The organism is Paraferrimonas haliotis (assembly GCF_002282895.1).
Lineage (GTDB): Bacteria > Pseudomonadota > Gammaproteobacteria > Enterobacterales > Shewanellaceae > Paraferrimonas > Paraferrimonas haliotis.
Genome location: NZ_NRRB01000001.1, coordinates 320,954 through 344,608 on the forward strand (window position 1 = coordinate 320,954; position 23,655 = coordinate 344,608).

36 protein-coding genes are annotated in these 23,655 nt (G+C 43.7%); 27 read left to right on the forward strand and 9 right to left on the reverse strand.

The features are described 5' to 3' along the window. The first annotated feature begins 23 nt into the window (after positions 1–23). The 4 genes from CLC91_RS01470 (at position 24) to CLC91_RS01485 (ending at position 4,610) form a co-directional block, all read left to right on the forward strand. Positions 24–1,169, forward strand: a complete 1,146-nt coding sequence (locus tag CLC91_RS01470) for a tetratricopeptide repeat protein (protein ID WP_158220667.1) — start codon at positions 24–26, stop codon at positions 1,167–1,169. A 263-nt stretch (positions 1,170–1,432) separates the two neighbouring features. Next, positions 1,433–2,326, forward strand: a complete 894-nt coding sequence (locus CLC91_RS15015; RefSeq protein WP_179287505.1) for a hypothetical protein — start codon at positions 1,433–1,435, stop codon at positions 2,324–2,326. Between the two features lie 412 nt (positions 2,327–2,738). Beyond that, complete coding sequence (locus tag CLC91_RS01480) at positions 2,739–3,410, forward strand: hypothetical protein (protein ID WP_095497178.1); 672 nt, start codon at positions 2,739–2,741, stop codon at positions 3,408–3,410. A 3-nt stretch (positions 3,411–3,413) separates the two neighbouring features. Further along, positions 3,414–4,610: a helix-turn-helix domain-containing protein gene (locus CLC91_RS01485; RefSeq protein ID WP_095497179.1), complete on the forward strand. Its 1,197-nt coding sequence runs from the start codon at positions 3,414–3,416 to the stop codon at positions 4,608–4,610. 51 nt (positions 4,611–4,661) lie between these two features. Here the strand turns inward: CLC91_RS01485 and CLC91_RS01490 are convergent, their stop codons facing one another. The 7 genes from CLC91_RS01490 to CLC91_RS01520 all read right to left on the reverse strand — a co-directional run bounded on the left by CLC91_RS01490 (position 4,662) and on the right by CLC91_RS01520 (position 7,693). Beyond that, positions 4,662–5,099 (reverse strand): hypothetical protein, encoded by a 438-nt coding sequence (locus CLC91_RS01490; protein WP_095497180.1) that lies wholly within the window; start codon positions 5,097–5,099, stop codon positions 4,662–4,664. A 305-nt stretch (positions 5,100–5,404) separates the two neighbouring features. Beyond that, positions 5,405–5,659, reverse strand: coding sequence for a pyocin activator PrtN family protein (locus CLC91_RS01495; protein ID WP_095497181.1), 255 nt, complete (start codon positions 5,657–5,659; stop codon positions 5,405–5,407). Next, positions 5,656–5,871, reverse strand: coding sequence for a hypothetical protein (locus tag CLC91_RS01500; RefSeq protein ID WP_095497182.1), 216 nt, complete (start codon positions 5,869–5,871; stop codon positions 5,656–5,658). The genes CLC91_RS01495 and CLC91_RS01500 overlap by 4 nt, the downstream gene beginning before the upstream one ends. Continuing rightward, the gene (locus tag CLC91_RS01505; RefSeq protein WP_095497183.1) at positions 5,868–6,299 is read right to left on the reverse strand and encodes a YopX family protein; all 432 of its coding nucleotides are present in this window, start codon (positions 6,297–6,299) and stop codon (positions 5,868–5,870) included. Before CLC91_RS01505 ends, CLC91_RS01500 begins: the two co-directional genes overlap by 4 nt. Before the next feature lie 16 nt (positions 6,300–6,315). After that, entirely contained in the window at positions 6,316–6,582 is a 267-nt protein-coding gene (locus tag CLC91_RS01510) for a PapB/FocB family fimbrial expression transcriptional regulator (protein ID WP_095497184.1), read from the reverse strand. 4 nt (positions 6,583–6,586) lie between these two features. Beyond that, positions 6,587–6,790, reverse strand: coding sequence for a hypothetical protein (locus CLC91_RS01515; RefSeq protein WP_095497185.1), 204 nt, complete (start codon positions 6,788–6,790; stop codon positions 6,587–6,589). Positions 6,791–7,114: 324 nt separating this feature from the next. Continuing rightward, complete coding sequence (locus CLC91_RS01520) at positions 7,115–7,693, reverse strand: LexA family protein (RefSeq protein ID WP_095497186.1); 579 nt, start codon at positions 7,691–7,693, stop codon at positions 7,115–7,117. Between the two features lie 187 nt (positions 7,694–7,880). Here CLC91_RS01520 and CLC91_RS01525 point away from each other — a divergent pair, with 187 nt between their 5' ends. From CLC91_RS01525 to CLC91_RS01555, 7 genes are all read left to right on the forward strand, one after another. Beyond that, entirely contained in the window at positions 7,881–8,204 is a 324-nt protein-coding gene (locus CLC91_RS01525) for a helix-turn-helix domain-containing protein (protein ID WP_095497187.1), read from the forward strand. A gap of 134 nt (positions 8,205–8,338) precedes the next feature. Further along, on the forward strand, positions 8,339–8,524 hold the full coding sequence (locus CLC91_RS01530; RefSeq protein WP_095497188.1) for a hypothetical protein: 186 nt from the start codon (positions 8,339–8,341) through the stop codon (positions 8,522–8,524). Continuing rightward, the gene (locus tag CLC91_RS01535; RefSeq protein ID WP_095497189.1) at positions 8,524–8,850 is read left to right on the forward strand and encodes a hypothetical protein; all 327 of its coding nucleotides are present in this window, start codon (positions 8,524–8,526) and stop codon (positions 8,848–8,850) included. The genes CLC91_RS01530 and CLC91_RS01535 overlap by 1 nt, the downstream gene beginning before the upstream one ends. Positions 8,851–9,027: 177 nt before the next feature. Continuing rightward, positions 9,028–9,342, forward strand: coding sequence for a hypothetical protein (locus CLC91_RS01540; protein WP_095497190.1), 315 nt, complete (start codon positions 9,028–9,030; stop codon positions 9,340–9,342). An 8-nt stretch (positions 9,343–9,350) separates the two neighbouring features. Next, positions 9,351–10,277, forward strand: a complete 927-nt coding sequence (repA, locus tag CLC91_RS01545) for a plasmid replication initiator RepA (RefSeq protein WP_095497191.1) — start codon at positions 9,351–9,353, stop codon at positions 10,275–10,277. A gap of 554 nt (positions 10,278–10,831) precedes the next feature. After that, complete coding sequence (locus tag CLC91_RS01550; protein ID WP_095497192.1) at positions 10,832–11,035, forward strand: hypothetical protein; 204 nt, start codon at positions 10,832–10,834, stop codon at positions 11,033–11,035. A 3-nt stretch (positions 11,036–11,038) separates the two neighbouring features. Beyond that, positions 11,039–11,821, forward strand: a complete 783-nt coding sequence (locus CLC91_RS01555; protein WP_095497193.1) for a hypothetical protein — start codon at positions 11,039–11,041, stop codon at positions 11,819–11,821. A gap of 442 nt (positions 11,822–12,263) precedes the next feature. Here CLC91_RS01555 and CLC91_RS01560 read toward each other — a convergent pair whose 3' ends face one another. Further along, positions 12,264–13,430, reverse strand: a complete 1,167-nt coding sequence (locus CLC91_RS01560; protein ID WP_095497194.1) for a polymorphic toxin type 44 domain-containing protein — start codon at positions 13,428–13,430, stop codon at positions 12,264–12,266. A gap of 298 nt (positions 13,431–13,728) precedes the next feature. After that, the gene (locus CLC91_RS14885) at positions 13,729–13,896 is read right to left on the reverse strand and encodes a hypothetical protein (protein WP_125828465.1); all 168 of its coding nucleotides are present in this window, start codon (positions 13,894–13,896) and stop codon (positions 13,729–13,731) included. A gap of 235 nt (positions 13,897–14,131) precedes the next feature. Between CLC91_RS14885 and CLC91_RS01565 the strand changes: the two genes are divergently transcribed. From CLC91_RS01565 to CLC91_RS01640, 16 genes are all read left to right on the forward strand, one after another. Further along, positions 14,132–14,371, forward strand: coding sequence for a hypothetical protein (locus CLC91_RS01565; RefSeq protein WP_143811997.1), 240 nt, complete (start codon positions 14,132–14,134; stop codon positions 14,369–14,371). A 9-nt stretch (positions 14,372–14,380) separates the two neighbouring features. After that, a complete protein-coding gene (locus CLC91_RS01570; RefSeq protein ID WP_095499873.1) occupies positions 14,381–14,590 on the forward strand; it encodes a hypothetical protein in 210 nt (69 codons plus the stop codon). Further along, positions 14,587–15,729, forward strand: a complete 1,143-nt coding sequence (locus tag CLC91_RS01575) for a tyrosine-type recombinase/integrase (protein WP_095499874.1) — start codon at positions 14,587–14,589, stop codon at positions 15,727–15,729. The genes CLC91_RS01570 and CLC91_RS01575 overlap by 4 nt, the downstream gene beginning before the upstream one ends. A gap of 10 nt (positions 15,730–15,739) precedes the next feature. Then, complete coding sequence (locus CLC91_RS01580) at positions 15,740–16,144, forward strand: hypothetical protein (protein ID WP_095499875.1); 405 nt, start codon at positions 15,740–15,742, stop codon at positions 16,142–16,144. Positions 16,145–16,310: 166 nt separating this feature from the next. Next, positions 16,311–17,282, forward strand: a complete 972-nt coding sequence (locus CLC91_RS01585; protein WP_095499876.1) for a hypothetical protein — start codon at positions 16,311–16,313, stop codon at positions 17,280–17,282. Positions 17,283–17,303: 21 nt separating this feature from the next. After that, the gene (locus tag CLC91_RS01590; protein ID WP_095499877.1) at positions 17,304–17,852 is read left to right on the forward strand and encodes an outer membrane beta-barrel protein; all 549 of its coding nucleotides are present in this window, start codon (positions 17,304–17,306) and stop codon (positions 17,850–17,852) included. Positions 17,853–18,247: 395 nt separating this feature from the next. After that, positions 18,248–18,463 (forward strand): hypothetical protein, encoded by a 216-nt coding sequence (locus CLC91_RS01595; RefSeq protein ID WP_095499878.1) that lies wholly within the window; start codon positions 18,248–18,250, stop codon positions 18,461–18,463. Continuing rightward, entirely contained in the window at positions 18,453–18,974 is a 522-nt protein-coding gene (locus CLC91_RS01600) for a hypothetical protein (RefSeq protein WP_143811998.1), read from the forward strand. Before CLC91_RS01595 ends, CLC91_RS01600 begins: the two co-directional genes overlap by 11 nt. Before the next feature lie 569 nt (positions 18,975–19,543). Beyond that, a complete protein-coding gene (locus tag CLC91_RS01610; RefSeq protein WP_095499881.1) occupies positions 19,544–19,771 on the forward strand; it encodes a hypothetical protein in 228 nt (75 codons plus the stop codon). Continuing rightward, positions 19,761–20,162, forward strand: coding sequence for a hypothetical protein (locus CLC91_RS01615; protein WP_095499882.1), 402 nt, complete (start codon positions 19,761–19,763; stop codon positions 20,160–20,162). The genes CLC91_RS01610 and CLC91_RS01615 overlap by 11 nt, the downstream gene beginning before the upstream one ends. Before the next feature lie 10 nt (positions 20,163–20,172). Then, positions 20,173–20,496 (forward strand): hypothetical protein, encoded by a 324-nt coding sequence (locus CLC91_RS01620; protein ID WP_095499883.1) that lies wholly within the window; start codon positions 20,173–20,175, stop codon positions 20,494–20,496. Between the two features lie 66 nt (positions 20,497–20,562). Further along, the gene (locus tag CLC91_RS01625; protein ID WP_158220668.1) at positions 20,563–20,817 is read left to right on the forward strand and encodes a hypothetical protein; all 255 of its coding nucleotides are present in this window, start codon (positions 20,563–20,565) and stop codon (positions 20,815–20,817) included. Between the two features lie 99 nt (positions 20,818–20,916). Then, entirely contained in the window at positions 20,917–21,090 is a 174-nt protein-coding gene (locus CLC91_RS15060; RefSeq protein WP_233132574.1) for a hypothetical protein, read from the forward strand. A 38-nt stretch (positions 21,091–21,128) separates the two neighbouring features. Continuing rightward, complete coding sequence (locus tag CLC91_RS15065; protein WP_233132569.1) at positions 21,129–21,311, forward strand: HNH endonuclease; 183 nt, start codon at positions 21,129–21,131, stop codon at positions 21,309–21,311. A gap of 141 nt (positions 21,312–21,452) precedes the next feature. Continuing rightward, positions 21,453–21,896, forward strand: a complete 444-nt coding sequence (locus CLC91_RS01635; RefSeq protein WP_095497209.1) for a phage terminase small subunit P27 family — start codon at positions 21,453–21,455, stop codon at positions 21,894–21,896. Between the two features lie 2 nt (positions 21,897–21,898). Then, a complete protein-coding gene (locus CLC91_RS01640; protein WP_095497210.1) occupies positions 21,899–23,629 on the forward strand; it encodes a terminase large subunit in 1,731 nt (576 codons plus the stop codon). The last annotated feature ends 26 nt before the right edge of the window (positions 23,630–23,655 follow it).

The window sequence follows — 23,655 nt, forward strand, 5'->3', positions numbered from 1 at the left end:
CAAACACGCCCGAGGAGCATGCTATGCCGTGCCCGCAACCGCAACCGCAGAGCTCAGAGGCGCCAAACAGACAGCCAGAATACTACAGCACCTCAACGCTAAAATTCTGCGTCGTCTCTTTATTAACCTTGGGTTTGTTTAGTTATTATTGGTGCTACAAAAACTGGCAGGCAATTGAAAAAACACAGCGTCCTGGCATTTTACCTAAGCTGCGAGGTGTGTTCGCGCCGTTTTTCAGCCACAGCTTGCTGAAGACCATTCAACGCAGCGCAACAAACGCTCAAGTAAAGGCTGCTATCTATCCATTTGTCGGGTTTTGCATTTACTTTTTTACCCCTTTCTTAACTCGGGTTTTAAACCTTTATGAGTTGGTCGCACTGTTATCATTCATTGGTTTGATTCCCGCTAATATTGCCTTAGCCAAAATTAATGCCAAGAATTATCCAAAACAAGGGGTCGATAGACGTTTTACCGCTTGGAATGCCGCGTTTGCGACACTGTGTACGCCCATGCTGATTCTCACAATAGTAGCTAGCACCGCAACAATGCGAAACTATGAACAAGCACTTAAGGCACATGAATTTGGCCAAAATGAAAAGGCGGCACAGCATTATCAGCTCGCCTTAGAGCAGGTTCAAGATTCGCTTTTTGCCTGGCCTCTAGAAATTAACATCAGAGCCGCATATGGCGAGCATCTGTTATCTCAAGTTGAACAGAAACCCGAGCTGCTTTGGGAGGCGCGAGAGCAATATAACGAAGCGTTATCACTTAACGAACTCGACAGGTTTCAAATCCTAGCGCTGTTTGACGTGGGCTATCTGTGGAGCGCACTGGCTAAAACCTATCAACTGGAAGCGGCTTACACCGACAATGTCGACGTTTATTATGATGCCTTACAAAACGCTTTCTACGCTCAAGACAAAGCGGCTACTGAATTTGAGGCCGAACAGCAGTGGCGAAGTTTAAACGCGAGCTATTACTCGCTTGGCGAAATTGCCGAGTGGTATGGCGACTATGAAGAAGCAATAAGATGGCTCGAAAAAGCCGTTGAGCTAGATAAGCGCCACGGGTTTGAAGACGATTTGATCGTCGATAGTCAGTATTTGGAGCGGTTACGAGCGGCTTTAGCGGAGTCGCTGGTAAATAGTGATAGAGGATCAGAGGGGTGATAATTTTTTAATTAATTTTGTGGTATTTAGTCAGGTTTTTAACTAAGTAAAATAAACTGAAAGAAGGTGTAAACATTTATCTGCCGTACTTGTTCAACTATTCATTAAATATTGAGGCATTTCAAAAGAATGGAGAGCAGGCTCGTTTTTTTGAGTTGCGAGATGTCTGTCAAATTAGCTATTAATAAACGCTTTAAACTATATGTATATAGCTCACTCATTGGGTATAGTGCGTCGATAAATTTTACTATTTTCAGTTACTAATGTCTGCATTAAAGAACATCCCTTTTATCGTAAAAAATCTAATCACTTTCGGTATTTTCTCTAGGTATCTAAAACTCGCAAAGGAATACTCGACTATTTATGAGCGCTATGAATCTACTCATGATTCTGCTACGCGATTAATCCAAGAATTAAATAAGCTATATGACTCAATTTCTTCCAATGTAGCTTTGTTGAATTCTTTCAAAAAAAGGCACCGGAACATTATTGGAAAAGGATGGCATATTGAGAAATTTGTTATAACGAAACAAGAACCGACTCTGCTGCTCAAAGCTTTTAACTCCAAATACAACCTTCATACTAACGTCGCTGCTGGGGCTGGAGTAGGAGTCGGAACACTTACTGGTGCTTGGCTAACGGTGGGTGCATTTGGAACGGCTTCTACTGGAGCTGCAATTTCAGGACTTTCTGGAATAGCAGCTTTTAACGCAACCTTAGCGTGGTTTGGTTTAGGTTCATTAGCCGCAGGTGGTTTCGGAATGGCAGGAGGCAAGTTTATTCTTACGCTAGCTCTAATAGTTATTACTTGGCTAACAATGGTTTTCGGCTTTCATCGGAAACTAGCAAAAACTCACTCCAAAAAGGCTGAGGTGATCTCTGAATTGGATAAACTACAATCACGTTTGCCACAATTAACAGCGGAGGTTGCAACACTTGAAAAACAAAGTTTAGTGATGGCTAAGCTGACTAAAGACTATTTATTGATTGGCAGTGAATGTAACAAGATGATCTACCCCAATGGAGTGCTAAGTAAAGTTAGACAAACGATCGCTTCATGCTTAGGCTTCAAACGGTACTCTAAAAAACAATACCAAGGAGTTGATAGGCTGAGGAAAGCCAGCGAGGGTCTAGCTAGGTCGCTGTCTGAGTTATAAGGTGTTTGATGAATGAGATCCAAACTCATGTCTTGAGCTAACCTATTTCCGCTTCAGAGTGCTATAATCCCGCCATTACCTCCACCCCGCTAACCAAAGGTACTCTTAGCACTGTGACCGACCGCTATCACCACCACCGCTTTTCTGTGGCGCCAATGCTCGATTGGGCTGATTGAAGGTTAAAGTTATTAATTATCAGTAGGTTATTGCATTCTTAATTTTGCTTGGGGGACTATTGGGGGCTTTATTCTTATTTTAGTCTATTATTGAGTTTAATCGTTCTTGCTTTCGCATCACTCTGACTTTTTACGCTGTAGCAACTTAATTATCGTAACTGATATAGACATTCCTTTAAAACTAAAAAAAATTAGCGTATAATCCCGTTAACTAAATATTTGCAATAGGGTGAGTGATGATTGAATTAAGTGAGCTTCAGGAGAGGATTTTGTCATTTGTGATGTCGCAAATTTCTAAGGAAACGTTTGTCGATATAAATGAAAATGTTCGACTGAAGTACAGCAATGTAGATGAATTCGTGGATGCTTCTGTTCAACATATCCCTAAACCTCGCCTGCGCGCTCAGATGCGCCGTTATCTTATTGACGATGCTTTTGCTGATTCTTCGCCGGATCCAAGTTCGACGATTAAAAATACTACGCCTAAAGGGGAATTTTACACAGAGCTACAGTTTGGTCGCGTTACTCTTAGTCATGTAGAGCTAACGGGCAGTGGGCGTGTGAGAAAAGCACTTCACCGTAGTAGAATGGCCGCTAAAAATGCTAGCCTAGAAGGTAGTACAATAGATATGTTCGACAACGCTCCTCTTGAGCTCGACGAAATGCTGCACCTAGTTTTGATTACCGTTCACCCGGAAGCCAGTAGTTCTAATCAAGGGATACCTGAGGCAATGAACATTTGCGTCCCTTTCTCTGATTGGGAGGATTACCATCTGATTGTTCCACTGAGTTTATTAATTAATATGTACGACAAGTCCAGCGATGTCGATGATGATATTCATGATGGTGCATGGCCAACATTGAAAACAGATATGCTTGAACGAGAAAAGCGAAAAGATGAAGGTTAAACAATGAGAGCTGGTGTAAACGAATTTTGTGGTGAACGTTTGACTCAGGTTCGTGAATCGTTAGCTATTACTAAGGTTGCTTTAGCAACGATCGTCGGCGTGTCTCCGGCGACTATCACGAACTGGGAATCAGGCAAACAGTCGCCAGAGGCGGCGAAGCTAGAAACCTTAAGCAGTGCAGTAAATGTTCCTACACATTGGTTTCTTCGGCCAATAGAAAAGTATGGTGATACCCCATCGTTTTTTAGAACTTTGGCGTCAACTTCAAAAGCAGCACAAGGTGTAAGTAAAGTGAAGCTCGAATGGATGTTCGAGATTTCTGATTTACTGCAGCATTGGTTGGATTGGACTCAAGTAAATCTGCCTATAGTAACTACCCCATATCATCTACTAGAAGATGAAGATATTGAAGAACTCGCGATGGCGACAAGGATGGCGATGGGGCTCGGTGAAGGACCCGTATCTAACGTGGTTCTATCGATGGAGAATAACGGTATTATCTGCAGCCGTGGAGACATAGGCTATGCGAAAATGGACGGTGTTTCACGGTGGAACTCGCGTGATAATCGTCCGTATGTTTTTTTAGCAAACGACAAAGCAAATGGTATTCGCAGTCGATTTGACGCTGCTCACGAGCTTGGGCATGTAGTCATGCACAGGTTTGTGGAACAGCTTGATAAAAAAAATATTGCCGAAATAGAGCGACAGGCAAATTATTTTGCTAGCGCATTTTTGCTGCCTGCTACTAGTTTTGCGCGTGAGTTGTCACATCCAAACCTTGAGAGCCTTGTAGCGTTAAAGCCTCGTTGGAAAGTCTCTGTCTCGGCAATGGTAATGCGCTGTCACCAGCTGGATATTATTGACGAGCGGGTTAAAACTAATTTGTTTAAGCGAATTTCAGCGAAGGGATGGAGAACGCTTGAGCCATATGATAATAAAATACCAATCGAACGTCCTAGACTACTTAATAGAGCTATCCAGATGCTTGTAGATAGTGGAGGAATTTCCAAGCAGGATTTATTGGACAAGCTTGGTTTTTCGGCTAATACCCTTGAGGCATTATGCGGACTTGAAGAAAACTACTTTGAAAACAACTTAAATGATCCTGGTAATTTAATACAGTTTAGAGGGGCTATTTCGGGAGGTAGTTCTAAAAAGGCTGCTGCTAAGGTTCTGCCTTTTGAGAAAAGCAAAGCGTAACTTTTATTACCTTGAAATGGGTCTTTACGGCCCTTTCAAGCATATACTTTGTTAGTTCTTAAACGATGAGCAATAACGCCCTAAAATATCACCGTCCAGTTTGCCGTTTCTGATGTATAGACTAACAACGGTTAAAAAGTTGCCGTATCGATGCGGAGTCAAGCGTAATATCAGCAAGGCATCTGGTGATAATCTCATTGCTATTTTAATTTTTCGATCTTCTTCAGTAGAGTAAATTGTCCCTGGTTGCGCAAGCTTAAGTGCTAACACTTCCTGCAGTGACTTGTTTATCTTTCGAAGCCAATGTCTATGTCTCTTTTCGATGTGAATTTGGCCAAAGCCGGCATGGCCTACTTGAAGTCTTATTGGAAGGTCCTCATCGAATCCTGTTATTGTTCCGGATGGGATGACAGCCCAGTCTCGCCGGCCGTTAACCAGCCAATAGTCGTACTTGTTGTTTCCGGTGACGGTGAAGGTATCGGTTGGCATGATGCCTCAAAGAGGATAGTATTTTGTCCTTGTTGGGTGAGAAGTTTAACAGCCCTACTTATTTGACACCATAGCCGGATTCCGTTAGTCTTGGCTCTAGGTCGTTTAAAGACGATTTGTCAACCTGAGGTAACCAGAGAAGGTTAGACATTGGAGTAAAGGCACAGTTACCCTAGACGTGCCGAACGTGGTACAGATGCTGTTCTGTTCAGTGGATCCAAGTTATTTGGCACTGCGGGCGCCGTTCCGACCTAATACAAAAAGCTGCTTCGAGCAGCTTTTGTTGTTTTTGATGCTGTTTCATTCTAGCCATTCACCCGCTGCCAATTGCTCGACGCCACCTGACGCTGGGTGTCGATGAACGCAGCCAAGTCGTGAACGTGTACTGCCCATTTGCTTTTTTGTGTATTGCCCTGGCGAAATGCTGGAATAGGCAACTCGCAACTTGCAGCTTTTCGTGCAGCTACTTTTGGCGTGCAGCCAAAATAGGACTCGCAAATTTCATCCAGAGGCAGCACGGCTTTTTCATATTCGGCCATCAGTAGAAAGACTGTATTCATGATTTACCTTCACCATTAAGCGACCGTGCTCTCATCGCTTCTTCACATATCACAAAAATCTCGCTTGGGTTTTGACCGTCTTTAATGGCGTCATCTCGAAATTGTTGTGAAAGCCCCAGACTTAGAAAATTTATAAATATTCTGCATCGAGCACTCTTAAAGTCATACCAAAAGCCGTACATAGCACCTGGCTGCAATTGTGACTTGCTCATAATGACTCCTTAGAGTTTGCCGGCTTTAGTATTATTTCTTCTAAAAGCTCTGGATTTTCATAGATGTTGCCGATGACAGTGCAGTCACACCAATGCTCACCGAGCGAATCACTTTCGCCAAAGTTGTCATGCACAACAAACTGCAGTCGGTGATGACACCAACCTACCCAGCCATGAGACGGGTAGGTTTCGTCTGGTGCGATCCAAGCCGAAAGGACAATGTCGCCTTCATAGACTTCAACATCGTTAACTATTCCTGCTAGCTGACGCTTGGCAATGATGTCCACCATGTCATAGTCAAGCGGGTCTTTCTTATTTATTAGGCGGTTTAGCGTGGTGTAGTGCTTCAACACTTCCGTTTTAAAGGTGTCTTTGTAGCGCCTAAGCATTACTTCAAACTTAACTTCTCGTTGAGTAACCTGATTCATAATGACTCCTTACCACTTATCGGTTTTCTGATAACTCTGGCCAGTCGATTTCTTTAATTTTTTCGACGATGCCGTTCGCTATGATTAAGCTAGCTTTGGCGCGACAGAAGTTAGGCAACTCCACTTGATTAAGTGCAGCAGCTTGAGCGGTGGCATGGCCACGGCTTAGATGGTCGATAAGTGCATCAATGACCTTGTCGCTGCGAATATTGGTTAGCGAGATAAGCAACTTAACGCGCTCTTCGGTTTCTGCACCTGGTACTAGTATTGTGTGTGGGTTCATGCGGTTACTCTCCAAGTTTCTTGAATCGACAGGGGCACGGATACTCTGTCTTTGCTTCTTTATCTGCTGTATCGATGTCTGCTAGGCGTTGTTTCATTTGTTCGTACTCGGTTCTGGCTGGATGCCCTTTTGCTAAAGCGTACACCCAGCTTTCAAGGTCGAGGTAGTGAGCCTCAAGCTCGACTGTTTGTTCTGTTGTTTGTGTCATATCGTCTCCTGAAGCTATTAGGCATACACCACATCAAAGGCGTAAATGCACAGCAGGTAGACGCTGATGGCGACGGCGAGTGTGAATGCGTCTTTGAGTTTTTTCATTTCTAACACCTAATATTATTTCTATTTGGAATATAAATAAAATAAATAAATATTTCAAACAGAAATTTAAAAATAGTGAAATGCGACAAAAACCAAAGATTTATTTACAAAAATGAGTAGATTGCTTTTCAAACGATACAAAAAATCCGCATATAGCGGATTAAGTGAGAGAGATTTTACTATGAAAGGTATTGGGTTTGAGTCAGGTCTTTACAGGTTAGTCCTTCCAGCCTGCATGTATCATCGGTGCGATAAATGTGAGCTCATCGAGATTTACATAAATAGGATCGATATTCCTATCTTGCGTGAACAGTGCTGCTTTCCCAGGGAGAAGCTTAAGAAACATAAAAGTGGGCGCCTCTCCGTCAACAGAAACTAAAACGGGCTTACCGTCTACAAGTTCAGCATTTGGATCAATTAAGATCCAACCGCCATCAGCGAGCATTGCACCTAAATTATCTGTAGTAACCTCGAACGCTATACCTTTTAGGCCGGGTGGTATAGTTGCTCTGTCAATAGGCGTTGCTTCTTCGCCGTTAAATATATTTATGGCGTCAGATACTGAGTAAATAGGGCTTTTGGCGCCTCCGTGCTCTAGAGCAAGCCTGCTAACGTTAAGCCAGCTTGCCAGCTTTTCCTTAAATGCATCATCAGCTTTTTGCTTACCAGATAGTCTCGCGCTCAGAGCTCCTTGACTAACACCTAAAGCACCAGCGATTTCTTTTTGGGTTATCTTCCGAGATTCATCTCGCTTCTTTAGCTCGATAAGACGAGTTGCTTCATCGTACCACGCCATAAGTAAACCTCTTGTTGCATCAATGTGTTTCAGTTGTAACTTGTTTAGCTGTTTATATTACTCCTCGAAATATTCAGTCGCAATCGATTGTTACGTATTCAATGTTTTACAGATTTTCTAAAAATATATATTTGAAATAATTATTTCCATATGTAATTATCCCGTTCAAGAGTTTGAAAGGTGGTTTATGTCGGTAGTAAAAGAGATAAGAAAAAGTAAAAAGCTCACGCAAGGAGAGTTTGCGAAGCGTATAGGCGTCTATAACCAAGGCAACTTGTCCTCTATAGAGCGAGGTCAACGTAAGCTACCTAAAGATGCAGCATTTTATTGCCTTCACTTTGCCACCGACAGGCTAGATGATTTAAAAAAAGAGGTGTATGGGGCAGATTCAAGCCCTGTGACTGCCGCAATGGCATTTGATGCAGTATGTGTGCTTGGGATTCAATTTTATCCAGCTATAAAGAAAATACTCGAAGAATCAGAAACTAGACAATACACGAAAAAGAATTAAAAACCGGGGCGGCAAGCCACCCCAGCGACAATAAAACCCCATCATAGAGCGGCAACTCTAGGGGTTCTACCGGAGGTCATTATGACAAATGTACGAATTACACACAAGGTTTGCAGCACTGCGGAGGTGTTGCTATGAACCGCTCCCCCCTATCGACCCGCTGTTTTGCCGGAGCCGGCAAATCACCCATCACACTCAAGAACGGCCAGTACTGTTGGAAAGGCTTTGAGCTAAACGCCACTGGCGCGCGCAACGCAATTGAAGTTCGCAAAGCCGAGCTTGCCAGAACGCTTAAAGACAATCGTCGCGAGGTGGCGTAATGGCCAAGTGTGTCTTTGAAATAAAAGTAAATCATGAAATGAGGGCGCTTACTGCGTTGGCTGATTCGCTTCATGGAGAAATGCTTCGTCTTCCTCCTCAGATGGCAGAAGATGCAAAGAAAATAGAGCAGAAACTCATTGAAGCCAAACAAGCACACGAAACTTTTCAAGTTAGGCCTTTTAATGCTGACTGGTTACCTACTAAAGCAGGGGCTAATAATGGCATGGAGATCGATATTATCAGTGTGCCATCGAAAGCTTTTTTGGATCTTATGGATGCCGTTATTAGACGAGATGTTGGGTACTTCAAGCGGAACAACTTGTAACCCTTGGGGCGTTATTAACCAGCTTTGTGTCGTCGGGAAACGGTGCATGCTCCAGTTTGCATGGTCTGGGTTATCAAAACCGTGCACATCATAAGCTTGTTAGCACTTACCAGGGACGGCTCGGGCGTGCGTTGTTGGCGCCCATTTTTTTCCACCTGGTGTTATTAAGGAGTTCGCTTGAGTCGCCACTTTGAAGAGCTGGCCAAAGCCGCAATATGCAACAGCGGCGTCATGAAACTCACCCTCATTGGCTTGAGTGTGGAAGCGGATGTAAACGGTGTGAGCTACACATCGATTTCAGGTTTGGCAACCTTTGCCTGCACTGAAAGTAAATGGATAAGAAAAGGACTTATTTTGTTAAAGCGTCACCACTACATATTCACAGCGACATCGCTTAAAGACATTAGCGAGCAATGCCGTTTTGAAATCACCCTAAACGCTTCGGTGTTGCAAGCAGCTGCGCCGCGTGGCTATACGCATTTAGCAAGGTAGGGCAGGTGATGATGTTGGCTCAGGAAGTTGTTCAATCACAGCGCACTCGCGGAGAGCACTGCACTAAGGTGAAGAATAGCGCTCCTAAGTATGTTGAGCCTACCCATTACAAAAACCCACCGGCATTCATTAAAGACTTAGTAACCAAGTCGCAGCTGGTTGATATGACGAAAAGCGATTCGGCCTATCATGCGCGGTGGATGAACGGTCGCCGCAAAGCGTTTTACCCTGATCGCCAGAAAGCCATCCGGGCTCTGGCTACTGTTTTTTGTCGTCACATTAACCTGGTCACTCACCAAGTTGAGCTGTCATTATCAACCGCGGCTCACATGGCCGGCTTGGCCACACTCTCAAAGGGTGAAGCTGAGCGCGTGGCTGAGGATGATTTGTATCAAGCAAAGTATTCAATCTCTCGTGCCAGTCGTGCATTTAGAGACATGGTTGAGATGGGTTGGATAAGAGCCGACCGTTCCTGGCAAGTGTGGGATAAGCACAGCGGCGTGTGGGTTGATAAGTATTACGAGGTGACACCGGTCTTTTTTGATGCGCTTGGCATTACCTTTGAGCGCGTCGAGCGTCAGCGTAATAAGCGGCTAGGGCTGTTAAAAAGCCAAGGGCTTAACAGTGGGCTTACGCCTGAGCAAGTAGGCAAGATGAGCATTAGCCAGATAAAAGCAGACGGCAAGCTTCGCTGGCGCCGCAAAGCCTTTGAGCGCAACGCAAGCCTTCGCGATAAGAAGAAACTTACTCGTCAAATGCGCGTTAAAACCGCACAAGAGCAACGTCATGTGGCCGTTAAACAAGTGATGGCCACCCTTGGCGATAAGCTTGGCACCGTATCCAAAGACGCCTTTACCGATATGGTGAACAAAGAAGTGGCATCATTGCGCTCGTTCACCGGCGTAGAGCGCCCACCTAACGAACGATTAAACTAACCAATACCCAAGCATGGCTTGGGCGATAACCCCTGCACGGTCGCTAATTGCGGCCTTTTTTGTGCCCGTTTTTTAGCATATTCAGCACGCTTTAAGATGAGTTGCGTCACTTTACCAGGGCGCGTTGTGAGTTATACACAAGAATGTGCAAGCGGGTTTTGAACAAGGTGCTATTTGCTGAGAATAATGTGCAATATTATCTGCCTATTAATAATTCAAAGAATTACTTATATCGTTCACGCTGTGTGTGAATATGATGAGCCCACTTGCAGGCCAGCAAGCTGGCCGCCGTGGTGCTTGGGTTAAGGTTGCCCATTGCCTAGCTTACGCTAGGGGGCAACTACTAGATGCTGATGGTCTCTTTTGCCTACGGCCTTTAGCCCGTTGTTGGAGACTGGTAGTGAGCAACCCTGCGGGGCTTGTCGCTGCGCGACTGTCTAGCAGGGAGTTGGAAAAGCGAACTTGTTTACGGTAGGATGAACTCATTATCAGCAAAGAAGTCTATATAATAAACAACTCCAAAGTAGGGTTGTTATTCAACAAAGGAATTCGGTATGACTAACTTTCTATCGAAACTTCTATCGGCTGGAACCCGTGAAGTAAATCTTGATAAATACGAAATTAAGATACTGGAAGTGACAAACAACAAAATTGTTTTTGATGAGAAGTCTCTTTGGAAAAGCAAGGAGGTTCAAAAACAATTCGCAGCCATTGAAGAGGAGTTTGGACTGAAACCGGCTAAGGCGAGTGATTCTTAAGGCATGGTAAGTCCCTACATTTTAATTATTCTAATTATCTGCGTTGTTGGTTTCTTTGCTCTATTCTTTCACCCGGCGGGTTATCGCACTTTAGCTAAGCTATCTGGCTACCAATCCTTCTTCTTATGTGCATTAACCGGCATGTGCCTAGTTTTACTAGGTACATTGTTATATTTGCCGTTTGGAAAAGGTGCGCATTTGTTCGCCGAATGGGCATTTTGCGTTAGCTGGCGACCTTTTGACGCACTTTTCGAAAAGGCGTATCCAACAGCTGCCATCCCAAGCTGGATAGGCACCTTTGCTGAGGTCGCAGTGCTCAGCTGTGTCATTGCTTTGGTTTTTATTCCAAAGAAAGCCTCGGATAGAAAAAAAGCTAAGGTGAAGGCATTACTTAACGATTCAGAATCGCCGGAATTCTTAGAGCTTATTAATGACTCAAACGAATTTGGGTTGCCTATATTATTTACGCTCTCGGATAGAAAAGTTTACATTGGGTATGTCTTTGGTGTGCCTACATCAGATTATAACGATGTCAAAATTATCCCGCTTGTTAGCGGTTATCGTTGTAAAGAAACGCTTAAATTCATCCCGGTTACCCCATATGTAACACTGTATAAAGAGAAACATGAAAAAGATGAAAACTATACTCTAAACAAGTACAGCGTTTCGTTACCTCTAAAAGACATTGTTCATGGACACTTGCACAACTTTGAGGATCATAAGCGGTTTATTGAATTAGAATCGGACCCGTCAAAGCATAGTAAAGGAACTATATCTAAAGCATAGAGGAATAAGCCTTATCACTTAACTGAAACCGCCAAAGAAAGGGACTTACTCTAGAAAGTGTAGGGTAGCTAATAATGGCTAAAATAATATAGGCAACATAGAATAACGGTAATTGTGTATAGACTAACTACAATGAATTCATTGGCAGGTGAAGAGTTTTTCATGACGATGTATGAAAATGCCCTGTCTATTCCTAAAAAAATAATCCAAACAAGACTTATGCAACTAGTACAAAAAGAAATGACGAAGGTTAGGAGAATGAGCAGACTCAGCTTTTGCTCACCCCCAAGGTAAGCACTTGCGTCTATAAGCCATGATGCAATGCACAAAAGTATGGATACAAAATTGATGGCAATACAAAATTTTATTTGTTCCACTATTTCTTTATCTTTTACGTTTTTGGGGGTGAGAATTAGTCATTGCTTAGAGCGTGACTTTGGTGTTATCGAGGGTCTGTAGCAAGGTCCGTTATGGTTACCCGTCCTGTAGGGATTTCGCAGTCACCAATGCAGCCACCAAAACCAATCCAAATTCCAAGGTTCCAACCTCCGCCAACACTGTAACCGCCACCAAGGCCTGAGTTGCTAGGATTAGAACTTTGCGGTGAGCAAGAGTCTGAGTTAGTTTCATTATCAGGGTCAGCGTCGTAGATGTTCGTTTTGTAGTCATAACCACGTATAACCAGTTCTGGATCACCAGAGTTATCACCTGAACTATTTAAGTAGTTGTAGATCATTTGAGAGCTCCAGCCGTTGTCTTGGTAAGACTGCGCCATCGCAGCTAAACGAACTGCTTCATCTTTAGAAAAACCGAGAGTAGCGGCTACGGCTCCAAAAAACCAATTTCCAAATGCTTCATCTGCATTATATTGCGGGTTATTTTTCAAATCAAACTCACACCCGGAACAAAATGCAGACCCTATAATTGCAGCCCCATTTGATACTGAGGAGCTGTCAATAGTATTTAAGGCTTCACTAAGGCGTTCGAAAAATTTTATGTTTCTGTTTATGTTGAAGTTGGATGGGGTACCTGGACTTTGTTCGTTACTCGTACATTGCATAGCTAACGGCGCAACGAAGAGAGACCTCTCATCCTGACAAATTCCGTTATTGCACGTGCCTCCCCCGCCTACAGGCGGAGGAGTTGGTTCTGATTCTTCTTTAATATTAGTGAGGTGAATAACCACAATAATGCTATCATCTAGCTTAGTCTGGCTAATTCTTATGTGCTTGTTTTCATTTAGATAGTTTAATGGTGAAATTGAAAATGCCAACTTACGATTAGAGCTATTTACCAATACTCCAAGCGTACCTTGGGAGTTAGAATGGTAATCAGTTATATATCGTTGACCAGAAGGTTTATTCATATCCCAGAGCCTTACTTTGCTGCGTACATTATCTACGCTAGCTATAGCGATTTTTACATCGGTATTTTCTGGGATATCATCGAATATGTAGCAGTTTTCAAAAGACTGAGACTCTTTAAGATCGTGTTCTCCTGCTCCAGAAATATCTACTGGAATACAGTCTAGGTTGTCTGCTGCATTAGCTGAGTTGAAAGATAATAATACTATCGAGCACACTGTCACGAGAAAGTGAGAGAATTTCATTTAATTTCCTTATTTCAATTATTATTAATTGCTGCAATCAAAGTAACAACCTAACTACTTTTCCGGCAAACAGATCAGTGTCTAATAGTATTGATGCGTTTGAACGTAGTCGGCACTTAGAGATGCTAGTATTAGAGGACTGACAACATGAAATGAACAGCAACATTAATAAATATTTCATTTCCAAATCCATTTGTTCGCAACTTGTTAACAAAACCGTTAACAAAAGCCACTATATTTTATGTGGTTATTGCTGTCAAATTGTGCAGGTACTGTTCAATTGAGGTTTTTTCAACATTCACTTACCCAAAGCTTTGCGTCTTATCCAGGAGGCAAGCGCTTCATCACCGGCCAGCGCTTTGACCTGCGACAACTCCTTATCATTAAAATATAGCATCACTCTGTGAGCGCGTTTTTGCTGCTCACTTTTCTTTGGGCGACCGCCTTTTTGCTTGTTAGCTTCCATGACTTTCTCTTCGTTATTTTTATAGTAAAAAACTAGTTTATAACTGCTTTAAAACTTATTCAAATCTCATTGTCTGTGGTAGAATTAACCAACAATAAAATCAAATTAATTCATTGGGTTAGTTAGCTTTTTATGGGGGTTAGGTGTTATGTCACAGCGTTGTTCTAAGACAAGTTTGATTAACCGAACAGAGCAATTTATTTGCGAGTTAAAGCGTAAAAGGCCTGGAGCAAAAATGCTTGGGCGTTATACCAGTCGGCGTGACCGTATTGAGTTTCAATGCGAGTGTGGCAATGTCGTAAAGATATCGCCTTATGGCTTTTTGCAAACTGAAAAGTGTCACGCTTGTCGAGAGCCAGTTGCTCCTCGAAAAATCTACTCGAGCAATACCAGCTCTCGCTTGGCCATGGACGGTGAAGAGTTGCCATTAAAGCTAATGGCGCTTAGCAGTACTCCATTAATCAGTTGTCCATAAGGTGTGTTAGTGAAAAAGTTATACGTTGTGCGTGATTGTCGTCCCCATCCAAGTTTGCTGGTCTTTCGTTTACACCTGGTATTAGAGTCATCACCTCATGAAGCTGTGGCTAAAGTCGTTGGCGAAAACCGGTGGATATCTCATAGCATCTCTGGTGAGCAGTATGACTTTGAGGTGCAGCATGGAGATGAGCGCCCCAGCTACTGGGTTACTGGATGATAAAACGTCATATTGCCAGTTATAGCGACGCTGAGCTTAGGCGCTTGCAAAAGGCAGGTGCTCGCGAGGTGGTTGACCGTCGCTACCCTCGGTTGGTGTTTCGCTTTACCCGAACCGGCGGTAGTTGGTTTCAGGTGGTTAATAGCGTGTGGCGCAAAGTTGGCCGCTGGCCAGAAACATCAGCTAAAAATGCCATTGCGCACTGGGCTTATGTGAGTTCGAGCAACATGAACGTTGGGCAGGTGCTAACCTGGGCGCTTGAGCGTAACCAGCAAGATATCAGCTTATCGGATAAAACCCGGGCGAATAAGCGTTACACGATTACGTCTTTAATTGGGCGTCTTGGTCACCTCGAGGTAAAGCGCATCACTAAAGCGGACATTGATGGCTTGTTGTTTATGCCAATGATGTCGTCAGGGTATGCACTAAGCACCATTGAGCGTGCCTTTAAAGATTTAAAAGCAAGCTTTGCTAGGGCGTATCGGCTAAACATCATCACGATTAATCCGCTGTCTGACATGATGTTTAGGGATTTTTCAGCTTCATCGGTTAAGCCTGCTGGCACGCAGCTGCTGCCACATCATCTGTCGGATTGGCTTCAAGTGCATTCAACCGCACCGCCGGCAACCTTTGTCATGTTAGCGCTGATGGTGATGTTTGGCACACGCATTGGTGAAACCAGGAAAGCCAAGTGGGCTCATTTTGATTTGGATAAAGGGCTTTGGCGATTGCAGGCAGAGGATGTGAAGACGTCTCAAGCGCTTACGCTTCCACTGAGTGACTTGGCCATTGACGTTCTTAACTGGTATCGCCACAACTGGGTTGGGAATTTAAGCGTCTACCTGTTTCCTAATGCCGATGGTAAAGGTTGTATTTGCGCGGATGTGGCCAGTCGTCGAGTGAGAGAGATTAGCCAGGGCGATTGGTCATCTCACCACATTCGAAAGATGATGAGAAGCTCGCTTGCGGACCTGGGAGAGGATTACTTTACCTCGGAGCGCATTCTTAATCATGCCAAGAGTAAATTAGACCAGGCATACATTCATCCAAACCAACTTAAGCTGATGCGAGAAACGCTTGAGCGCTGGCATCAGCATCTAATTGATAGCGGCTTTAAAACGTCGCCGTCAGCACGATAGAGAGGTATAGATGCAAGAGTCGATTGAGGGTAAGTTACGTATTTGGGGGCGATGGGCGAGTGATAAAACCGGTACTGAATACCGTTGTGCTCTCGAAGTGAAACTACCAAGAGGCACCTCACTCACGGCTCAAGACATCGATACCGCAATGCGAGTGGATGCGGCGATTGCCAACCTCAATGTGTCTCGCTGGGCTGGCGACCACTCTCTGGTGTGGCTCCTTAAACAATACTACATGCATCAATGCTCTTATGCTGAGATTGCTGCATTTATTAAAGCTCACCCAAAGAGCGCACTAAACGATGGTTGGGCGCTTGGCGAAATGAGTAAAGACAAGATATGGAAACTGTTGTGTCAGGCTAAGGGGTATGTGGCGGGGTGGTTGGATGCACAAGCTAATGTTGCCACAATGTAGCGCTAATTGTTAATAAGCTGTTTTTCTTGCAGTCACTAATTCTGAATGTAATTTTTTTATAGGATTTTATTTCGTTCAAAGGGTTTTGCGGATTTTTTATACATCAAAGTTGAGTGGTTTGTTAAGTTTTGTGGTGAGTAAAACAACCAATAACAAGGATGATGTTATGACAAACTCGAAAACGTTAGTAAGTTATATATTTTCTATAGTTTTATGTTTTGCTGCCTTTTCAAGCAAGGCAGATGTTGCTCAGTTAAATAACAAGTACGATGCTTATATAACAGGCACATATTATTCGGCAGATCTATCAGATAATGGGAGCTATAGCCCTAGTTTGAAAGTTTCTGACAGTGTGCTAAACGGAAATATTCGAAAATCTCACCAAGAAATCATTCAGTTATACACTGATTTACGTGATATCAGACATGATCTTGAGAATGAAATTAAAGACTTTTTCGAGGATAACTTTCTGCATTATAGTTGGCTTCGCTTTAGTATTACAGGGCCTATTGAGGTTAAGCTGACAGGACTTGGAAATAATAAAATTCAAGTAAATTTAAGCAAGTTTAGTGTTTATGCGAGAGTAAAAGCGGAAAATAGTTGGTGGTTGAACGTTTACGCGACAATGAATATGCCATCAGCGGAATTTGTCGCTGAGTTAGATATTTATACTGGTGAGCTTAGCAATATGCAATTGTTAAGCAACTATAGCATAGATCTTGATTCGTCGATTGATTATCTACTCCCTGGATTTAGCAATATTTTTACAATTGCGTTTAATTTCTATTTTGATGATCCTATTGGAGACGCGTTAACAACTTTGGACGGAACAGTTACAGCACTTGCTTTGGAAAATGTCATTCCAGTAAACGAGTACGTTTATAATGGCGTTGATTTTGGCAAGGAAATAATTGAGCACCTAGACAATATGTTAGATGGAGAATTTATCCATATCGTTGCCAATGATTTCCCGCTAGTACAATCCCCTAAAGCTCATTTTTGTGTCGAGCCCAATCTCATGTCTTGGTATGAAGCTATAGCAGAAGTAAATGTATCGAATCGGGCATATATGAGAATTGGTAGAGATATTAATCAAAACTGTGTTTGGAATGGAAGTGGCGGTCAACCCGACTATTAATAGTTTAATTGAGGAAAAGATATGTTGCGAAGTATTTTGATTGTTATGCTCTGCGTGGTACCAATAATTGGACAAGCTCAGACAAAGCATAATATCAATGTTGGAGCAGAGTTCGGCTTAGCGAGTACAGAGCCAAGAGCTTCAGATGCGGACTCTAGCCGACAGGGTGATAGTTATTTTCGAATGGGAGCTGGATACAGATTTTCGATAAATGACAATTGGTCACTAGAGGCGCGATATTTAGAAGGCTTTAATGCAGGGGTTTTTGCTGGTGCAAAGACAGCTATGGCGCCTTCTGCCGTTAAAGTTGGCGGCGAGTATCAATGGTACATTTCAGAATTAAACCGTTGGGTGCTTAAAGCCGGATATGCTCAATATTTGCTTAGTGCAAGCTTAAAATCGGACTGGCAAGACAATGGGTGGAATGACAGTGGTCAAGGTGCGTATATTGCGACTGGGCTGCGAGTTAAATTCCGTTCAAACATAGAGATGAACTGGATATTATCTTATGACAAGTATCAGCCATCACAGAACTTAGGCCTGTCAGCGATCTTTGGCTATAATTTCTGAGTAGAGTGGACTGTTGAAATGAAAGCAGCACTTCAGGCGCTGCTTTTTTATGTTTTTTTGTTCAATGTTCTCTTTTTTATCAATAGAGCTGCGCATTAAAAAGTCGTGCTCCTAGGTGCGTGCATGAACAATACACTAGCTCTTGCTAGTATCGCCAACCGATAGCCTACGTTGTATTCTGAAGGCTGTGAGAACACTTTTGGCTAGAAGAGTGTGGTAGGGTGGCTAGATGGCCGAAGAAAGTCTATTAGCCTATTTTTTGATATTTATTATCAGTTATGTGATAAGGTTTGTTTGGGGTGAGGTTAATATTTGTGTACTTTGAGATGTTGGCAACTTGTCTCCGATGCGGTAGGTAAGTATTATACGCGCCAAAATCACATCATCGAGTTAGTATGGCCTTACCAAAAGAATGCGGAAACTGGCTTTCTGAATCTATTGATTCTGTGACGTATTTATATTCAACGATTAGGGAAGACAATCAGTTTGTAGCCTTTGCGGTGGTATTTATGTTTATACTCTTGCTCTTTCATGCAGTATCAGCTTTCAAAAATAACGCCGTGACTTCGAAGTTGGTTGGTTCATTAAAGTCTGGGAAAAATGATGTTTAGCGATTTCATAGTGATGATCATTTCGTTATCCATGGCGATGGTAGGATTCCTTTATCTGCGAGGAGCGCAAAAGGCGTCCATGAGCGTTTTTAATGAGCTTTTCACTAAGACAGAAGAGTATTTAAGATCAGACGCATCTGACTCTGATAAGGATAATGCACTTTCCAGATTGAAACACTCTCGAAGCACATTATTCGCTATTCTCATGTTAATTGTTTTGCCGATTGGCTTGCTTGTTGTGACTCTTCGTCAAGCAGTTACAAACAAGAAAAGCAAAGAGCTTAGTGATGCTGACAATGAATTGATGAGACTGTGGTTCAAAACCCAGTTTTTTAGTAATCCATTGATTTCTGCCTCCACAATTCTTTTATCTATAGTAACAATTGTTCTTGGTTACCTTGTGATTATCACACTCATGTCTATCGTTTTTAGAGATGAGATTAAAATGCAGCGCATTGGTGACATCAACACTCCAGCTGCTTTTGTGAGCTCAGTAGCAAAAGGAGTTTAGTTGGCTAGCTAGGAATAATTTGATGCTCCTTTGCTATCAGAATTATCTTGTATTTCCCTCTTTCCACTCGCTCGTTACCAAATAGTTTTCTCGACTGTATCCCGTTTCTTTGTTCTGCCCACAGTTCTTGTCGATATTGAGAAGAATCAATTACCACGCGCTTGGTATGGCTGTCGTTTGTCATTGCTACTCTACTCACTCACGATCCAAAGGTTCATTTTTATGGTAACTGTGCCCGGGTTCAATACGCTTAAGTCGTAGATTAAAAACCATGAATTTATTCGAGATCAAACCGAGACGAAAAGGGCAAATACCTTATCAACTCAAGGCCTCAAAACGTACAGTCGAACCCCAAAGGGGAAGATATTTAGCCTAAATTTACGCGAAAAGTTATCACTATTCTGATAAGTTCCTGCGTCATAAACCTTCACGTTTTTAGTAGATGATCAATAGACGTTTGATTGTCGCGACGGAATGTGGTCAACTTCAGCTATGGTCAGGTTCTTGCGCTTGACCGGTAGCCTCCAAGTTTCTTGGGGGCTTTTTTATGCCTGGAGTTTAGGAGTTGTATGAAACCAGAGACTGGAGCAATCGTTGTCGGCTCTGGCATGTCGTTGCCTGCGAGCATTACTAAGTCAGTAGCAATTGAACAAAGCTTTTTGCAAGCATCGTTGAGCGAGGTTGTTGCTGGGCACTTTACATGGCATACCGCAGATATAACAACGCTACTCGGTATTTTTCTAAGTATCTGTGGTTTGGGTGTAGCAATTTGGCGAGGGTTAAAGCATGAGCGCTGAAATTTTAGTGGTTGAAACAACCAGAGAGCTATACACAAAGCATTTTTCAATCCATGAGCTGCGCTGCGGTTGCAACAATTGTAAGAAGAAAAAGCCACATAAAATTAAGCGTTCGGCATTATTAGCACTTGAGAAAGCCCGTATTGAGTCGGGTGTAGTGATGCCGCTGAGCTCAGCTTATCGGTGTACCGAGCATCCGGAAGAAGCAAGAAAGCAAAACCCTGGGCAGCATAATGCAGGCGTTGCTTTTGATATTCGCATTCGACACAGCAAGGAGCGCTCTAAGGCGCTTTTTTATTTAATGAACAACGGGTTTTGGGCTGTAGGTAGTGCAATGAATTTTTTTCACGTTGATCTGCGGGGCAGTTTCGCAGGTTGGTCCTATAGTTAAAGGAGATTTTATGAAGTGGTTAACCAGTTCGTTCATCGCAGGCTCTATATTGTTTGCACTAGTGGCGTTCTTATTTGTGCCAGCTGCGTTTGCTGAGGTGTTGATTGAAGATGCAACCAGAAGCGCGCTAGCAACACTGTTTAGCGAGTCCACCGCTGCGTTAATTATTGCAGTGATCAGTATTATTGGTTATTCCTGGACTATGCTAAGAGCGACATTATCGCCAGAGCTGCTAGCAAGGGCACCAAAGTTTGTTGTTATGGCTTTGGAGTTTTTAGCTGGCAACTTTGGCAAGTCCCAGAATTTAGACTCTCCGCTCGATAAGCGAAGGTAAAGTTTCCATAGTGTGTCTAGACGTAGCCCCGAAAGGGGCTTTTTTTATACCTGAGTGAAATTCAATATGATGACGAAATTAACTAAGTTGCTCGAAGTGTTGGTCATCATATTCAATTTGATTCGGAAGCAGGTTAATGAAACTAAGCGAGAACGTGCGCTGGCTGACCCTGTTCGCTTCATTGCTGGTCATGGCCAGCTGCGCCAATCATCAGCAACCTTCGCCGAGCTGGCCACACTCACTGAATGTGATTCGGCTTGCGGACGGAGGAGTCTGCATGGATGCCGAGAGTGCCAGGAAGCTCGCAACGCTAAAGGCTGAGCTCGAAAAGATTTAGATATTTTTTACTGATTACGCCGCCCCAACACCATCAACGCAGCTAACCTTCGGGATTATTAGATTGAGGGGCGGCACCTTAGCTTGGAAACAATATGCCGCCAAGGACACCGAGAGCTTGCAGACATCGAGGATGTCGCTATACTACCACTAGTCGCGAAGGCTACTGTGATAAGCATGTTGGTGAAGGTTGGAATCGTCATGCTAATGGGCGAACATCAACACAGCGTGGTTATGGCGCAAGTTGGCGCAGGCTAAGAAGGCAAGTTCTTGAGCGTGATTCTCATTTGTGTCGTATGTGCTTGAACACAGGCGTGGTTACTCCGGCCGTTACGGTTGATCACATTGTAGCTAAGGCGCATGGTGGAACTGATCACATGGAGAACTTGCAAGCTTTGTGTGATAAATGTCATAAAGCTAAGACAGCAGCAGAGCGCCTCAGAAGCCGCAGAAGCAGCTCATCCCAACGAGGTACCTAGGTACCTAAAATAACTTTTCAAAGTCACATCGACCGATTTAAGGCCCCCCTCCCTTAAATCGCTGCAGTGGTGCGCCTGAATGACCGCCGCCGAAGTCATATTTTTACGTGTTTAAAATAAGAAATCTTTTTTGGAGGTGCGATGAGTGCTTCAGTTCGCGCTTCTGGAGGCGGTCGAAAGTCTAAGCAATCCCTTGTCGGAGTTGGTGATCAATCGATCCAACGGGTTAACCCGCCGGATCAGTTGCGTGATGAAAATGCGGTCGTTATTTGGAAGCAACAAAGCAAGTTAATGATAGCTAGAGGCACATTGGCGAGAGAAGACTTACCGTTGCTGATGGCATACTGCAACAATTTCTCAATCATGCTTGAGGCAGACTCAGAGATTGCTCAGCGAGGCTTTTATTCCGAAACGGCTCAAGGTGGACTGAAGACACATCCTGCCGTGAATATTCGAAAAGAAGCGATTGCACAGATGAAATCATTGGGCAGTCTCCTCGGGTTAGATCCTTTGTCTCGAGGTCGAGTGCTTGGCACATCTGGTCCCAAAGAAGGACAGCAAGGGAACGAGTTCGATGAGTTTTAACTATGGCCAAGTTTCCGAACGTAAACGCTGCAAGCAAGTATGCGCGGGATGTGGTTGCAGGAAAAATTCTAGCGTGTCGCTTTGTAAGGCGAGCGTGTGAGCGTCACCTCTTTGATTTAAAGCGAAGCTCTAACCCCGACTACCCATACCGCTTTGACAAAACCAAGGCTGAGCGGGTTTGTCGATTTATCCAAAAGCTAAGGCACACCAAAGGGAAGTGGGCTCGATTAACAGGTGAGAACGCAAAGCTTAAGCTAGAGCCCTGGCAACTATTCATTTTCTGTTGCGTGTTTGGCTGGGTGCATAAGAAGAGCGGCTTGCGTCGATTCCGAGAAGCTTACAATGAAGTGCCACGAAAGAATGGCAAATCGGCTAAGAGTGCTGGATTTGGGCTTTATATGCTGACCGCCGATAACGAGTACGGTGCCGAAGTGTATTGTGGTGCAACGACCGAAAAGCAAGCGCTTGAGGTTTTTAACCCCGCGCGCTTAATGGCGAAGATGCTACCGGATTTGAGAGCGCGATTTGATATTGCCGTTTGGGCGAAAAAACTAACGCTTCCTGATGGCTCTAAGTTTGAACCGGTCATTGGTGATCCCGGCGATGGCTCAAGTCCTAACGCCGGCATTGTTGATGAATATCACGAGCATCCAGACTCAAGTCAGTACGACACGCTTATTACCGGTATGGGTTCTCGTGAACAGCCACTCATGTGGGGAATTACAACGGCGGGCTTTAACATCGATGGCCCATGCTACGACATGCGTGATCGCGTTATTCAAATGCTTGATGGGTTTGAACATCCCGAGCTCGATGATCCAGAGCTGTTTGGCATCATCTACACCATTGATGAAGACGTTGATTGGAAGAGTGAAGAAGCGCTGAAAATGGCTAACCCGAACTATGGTGTTTCTGTGTCGGGGGAGTATCTTCGCTCGCAACAGCTGCGAGCCTTGAAGCGTGCTCGCTACGTAAACGCATTTAAGACAAAGCACTTAAATATCTGGGTTGCAGGCAAAGAAGCTTTCTTTGATATGGAAGCCTGGAAGCGATGCGAAGATCAATCGTTGTGTATTGAACAGTTTACTACTGACGATTGTTATCTTGGATTCGACCTGGCACGAAAGCTGGATATGAACTCAAAAGCGCGCCTATTTACGAGAACCGTTGACGGGCAACGGCATTACTACTCAATTGCTCCTAAGTTTTGGGTGCCAGAAGAGCAGCTTGATAACGACGATAGGCGCCTTGCAGAACTCTTTCAGAAGTGGGTAAACGTTGGGTGCCTAGATGCAACCGATGGTGCTGAGGTTGATTACCGCGAAATCTTAGAGCATGCCAAAGACGTTCATCTTGAAACACCGGTAAACGAAAGCGCGATAGATCCACACGGTGCAACTAATCTCTCGCACCAGTTGGCTGACGAAGGGTTAACACCCATCACAATCACTCAAAATTACACCAACATGTCGGACCCAATGAAGGAGTTGGAGGCGGCGATATTAGCAGGGCGCTTTCATCATGACGGTCACCCAATCATGACCTGGTGCGTGGGTAATGTGGTTGGGAAGTATTTACCAGGTAACGATGACATTGTTAGACCGATTAAGCAAAAGCCGACGAACAAAATTGATGGTGCTGTTGCACTTATTATGGCGATTGGGCGTGCGATGGTTGCTGTAGAAAGCTACAACCCGTTAGAGGATTTTGACGCCGAGGATTATGTCTTGTGATTATTCTATTGAATGTAATTGGTTTG